This is a genomic window from Amycolatopsis keratiniphila subsp. keratiniphila (assembly GCF_001620365.2).
GTDB classification, from domain to species: domain Bacteria; phylum Actinomycetota; class Actinomycetes; order Mycobacteriales; family Pseudonocardiaceae; genus Amycolatopsis; species Amycolatopsis keratiniphila.
This window is the reverse complement of sequence record NZ_LQMT02000010.1, coordinates 218,148-221,640: the sequence shown is the minus strand read 5'-3', so window position 1 is coordinate 221,640 and position 3,493 is coordinate 218,148. Positions and strand designations below refer to the sequence as shown.

Here is a 3,493-nt window from a genome sequence, read left to right as displayed (position 1 = left end):
ACGGCCCGTTCATAGCACGCGTCAGGCCGTGACAGGGACGTTCTCGTCGGTCGAAACCGGCGCGGTCTTCTTGTCCCGCATCACCAGGAACGCGACCACCGCCGCGGCCAGCACGCCCGCCGCGCTCGCCAGGAACGTCGTCGACATCGCCGAAGTGAACGACTCACGGGCCGCGGCGATGAGGCCGTCGTTACCCGTCGCGAAGGCGTCGCCGATCGAAAGCCGCGCCTGCGCCGGGGCGGATTCGGGCATATGCGAGGTGAACAGGCTCGACACGATGCTGCCCAGGATCGCGATGCCGAGCGCGGCGCCCAGCTGCTGGATCGTGTCGTTGAGCGCGGAGCCGACCCCGGCCTGTTCCTCCGGGACCTCGCCCATCAGCGCCGCGATCGCGGCCGGCATCGCCACCCCGCCGCCCGCGCCGAGCAGGAACAGCGCGGCCGCGGGCAGGAGGAAGCCTTCGTTCGCCGACATCGTCGCGAGCAGGCCGAAACCGCCCGCCATCACGATCATCCCGGCCGTGGTCAGTGCCCGGTTGCCGATCTTCTGGCCCAGCGTGGCGCCGAGGGTGTTGAACAGCAGCGACGCGACGGCCATCGGGATGAACGCCAGGCCCGCCTCGGTCGGCGTGTAGCCGAGCACGAACTGCAGGTACTGGGTCAGGAGCAGCAGCAGACCGCCGTTGCCGATCTGCACCAGCGTGAGCGACAGGCTGCCGCCGCTGAAGTTGCGCTTGCGGAACAGCTTCAGCGGGACCATCGGCGACGGCGTGTGCCGCTCCCAGAACACGAACCCGGCCAGGCACACGATCGCGACCGCCAGCGGGATCAGGGTTCCGGCTTCGGCGAGGCCGTGCTTGGGCAGCTCGATGATCGTCCAGACCAGCGAGACCATGCCCGCCGCGGAGAGGACGGCGCCGAGCGGGTCCGGCTTCTGCCACGGGCCCTTGGACTCCGGCATCAGGGTGAGCGCGGCGATCACCGCGATGACGACGATCGGCACGTTGATCAGGAACACCGCGCCCCACCAGAACCACGCGATCAGCACGCCGCCCAGCACCGGGCCGCCGATCAGGCCGATCATCGCGACCGCGCTCCACGCCGCCATCGCCTTGCGGCGCTCCTCGTCGTCGAAGACGGTGATCAGGATCGACAGGGTGCTCGGCATGATCAGCGCGCCGCCGACACCCATCACCGCGCGGGACGCGATCAGTTCGAGCGGGTTCGTGGCGAACGCCGCGACGAGTGAGGCCGCCCCGAACAGGAGGAGGCCGACGATCATCACCTTCCGGCGCCCGAACCGGTCGCCGAGGCTTCCCGAAGTGAGCAGCAGCCCGGCGAACACCAGGATGTAGGAATCCAGGATCCATTGCGTGTCCTGGGCGCTCGCGCCGAGATCTTCGGCCAGCGGCGGCACGGCGACGGTCAGCACCATGTTGTCGACGACCAGCACGAGCGTGCTCAGGCACAGGACGATCAGGATCCACCAGCGTCGTGGATCGCGGATGGGCACGTTCATCGGGAAACCCCCAGAAGTGTTTGCGTACGTTGTTCGGTTGATGCGCACACTGTACGCATCGCAGAACGATGTACGCAACGGGGTACTTCGTGCGCTAGGGTCGACGCATGTCAGTCGAAGAACAGCCGATCCAGTCGGTGTGGACCCGTCCTCGCCGGAAGCGGGATCAGCCCGCGCTGAGCCAGGCGCAGATCGTGGCCGAGGCCGTCCGGCTCCTGGATGTCGAAGGTGTCGACGCGCTGAGCATGCGCAGGCTGGGCACCGCGCTGAACGCGGGCGCGACCTCGCTGTACCGGCACGTCGCGAACCGTGACGAGCTGATCGAACTAGTCGTCGACGAGGTCTACGGCGAGATCACCGTGCCGGACATCGACGATCCTGCCCGGTGGCGTGAGGCCGCGGTCGTCGGAGCGGAAAGCGTCCGCGCGATGATCCTGCGGCACCCGTGGGTGGCTTCACTGCTCGGCTCGGTGGGCCTGTCGTACCTCGGGCCGAACGTCATGCGGCTCAACGAGCGGCTGCTGGGCGTCTTCGTGGGCGCGGGCTTCCCCGGAGGCGAGGCGAATCAGGCGATCAGCGCCGTCATCTCCTACGTCATCGGCATGGGGACGACGGAGGCGGCCTGGCTCACGACCGTCGCCAAGAGCGGCCGGAGCGAGGGCGAATGGGCGGAACGCCTGCGTCCCGCCGTCGAGGAGGCCGCGCGGGAACATCCGCACCAGCGGGAAATGCTGGCCAGGGGAGAGGTCGAAGCCGATCCCGTCCGGCTCCGCGACGAGAAGTTCCGCTACGGGCTGGACAGGATGCTCGACGGTTTGGAGACCAGGCTCAAACGGTGACGCCGTCCTTCGAAAGGGTCGAGCCGAGCGAGGTCGCGATCCGCTGGACGACCGGCGCGATCCGCTCGACGGCCTCCATCGTGAGCCGTCCCGAAGGTCCGGACACCGAGACCGCCGCCGGCACTGGCGCGCCCGGGACCGCGACGGCCACGCAACGGACGCCCAGTTCCTGCTCCGCTTCGTCGAGCGCGTAACCCTGCTGGGCGATCTTCGCCAGCTCGCGCAGCAGCGCGTCCTCGTCGGTGAAGGTGTGCTCGGTGTAGGAGGGCATCCCCGTCCGGGCGAGCAGTGCCGTGACGTCTTCGGACGGCAGATGCGCCAGCATCGCCTTGCCCACGCCGGTGCCGTGCGGCAGGAGCCGCCGCCCGACCTCGGTGAACATCCGCATCGAGTGCTTCGACGGCACCTGGGCGACGTACACGACCTCGTCCCGTTCCAGGACGGCGAGGTTCGCGGTCTCGCCGACCTCGTCGACCAGTTCCGCGAGCAGCGGGCGCGCCCACGAGCCGAACTGCATGCTGGCGTTCTCACCCAGCCGGATGAGCCGGGCGCCCAGCGCGTACCGGCGGTTGGTGTTCTGCCGGACGTAGCCCAGGTCCACCAGTGTCCTGATCAGCCGGTGGATGGTCGGCATCGGCAGCCCGGACAGGGTCGCCAGCTCCGAAAGACTGGCCTCCCCGCCGGTGTCCGCGAGATGCTCGAGGAGCTCGAAGGCCCGCTGAAGTGACTGGACGCCGCCATCGCGCCCGTTCTTCTCCGCTGCCACCGTGGTACTCCTTACGTCGGCGTTGATGTTCCGCTATGCAGAAACTATAGTCCGTCATGTAAAACCGTAGGGACGTTATTTATCCGAACTCGGGGTGTTACTCATGTCTGAAGCTCAGGTGCTCGGCGATCCGGTCGAGCGCGGGGACGAAATCCTCACGCCGGAGGCGCTCGCCTTCCTCGCCGGCCTGCACGAGGCCTTCGCCGCCCGCCGCGACGAGCTGCTGCAGGCCAGGAGCAAGCGCCGCGAGGAGGCCAGGGTCACCGGCAAGCTGGACTTCCTGCCCGAGACCAAGGAGATCCGCGAGGGCGACTGGAAGGTCGCCGAGGCCCCGCCCGCCCTGCGCGATCGCCGCGTCGAGATCACCGGC

At 68.7% G+C, this 3,493-nt stretch carries 3 protein-coding genes and 1 pseudogene; 2 read left to right on the top strand and 2 right to left on the bottom strand.

The genetic code is table 11. From position 1 onward, the window contains the following. Positions 1-21 precede the first annotated feature (21 nt). Positions 22-1,518: an MFS transporter gene (locus AVR91_RS09295; protein WP_063273803.1), complete on the bottom strand. Its 1,497-nt coding sequence runs from the start codon at positions 1,516-1,518 to the stop codon at positions 22-24. Between the two features lie 107 nt (positions 1,519-1,625). Between AVR91_RS09295 and AVR91_RS09290 the strand changes: the two genes are divergently transcribed. Beyond that, complete coding sequence (locus AVR91_RS09290) at positions 1,626-2,357, top strand: TetR/AcrR family transcriptional regulator (protein ID WP_063273802.1); 732 nt, start codon at positions 1,626-1,628, stop codon at positions 2,355-2,357. On the opposite strand, the gene AVR91_RS09285 is transcribed toward AVR91_RS09290, so the two are convergent. Next, positions 2,347-3,123 carry an IclR family transcriptional regulator gene (locus tag AVR91_RS09285; protein ID WP_063273801.1) on the bottom strand — a complete coding sequence of 259 codons (777 nt, stop codon included), beginning with the start codon at positions 3,121-3,123 and terminating at the stop codon, positions 2,347-2,349. The two genes, AVR91_RS09290 and AVR91_RS09285, sit on opposite strands and share 11 nt — an antisense overlap. Before the next feature lie 103 nt (positions 3,124-3,226). On the opposite strand from AVR91_RS09285, the pseudogene AVR91_RS43730 reads away from it, so the two are divergent. Beyond that, positions 3,227-3,493, top strand: a pseudogene (locus AVR91_RS43730) (malate synthase A); the annotation flags it as partial.

What these genes read in the sequence shown, in the direction of transcription:
- AVR91_RS09295 (WP_063273803.1), bottom strand. Translation starts at nt 1,518, where the DNA reads ATGAACGTGCCCATCCGCGATCCACGACGCTGGTGGATCCTGATCGTC.
- AVR91_RS09290 (WP_063273802.1), top strand. Translation starts at nt 1,626, where the DNA reads ATGTCAGTCGAAGAACAGCCGATCCAGTCGGTGTGGACCCGTCCTCGC.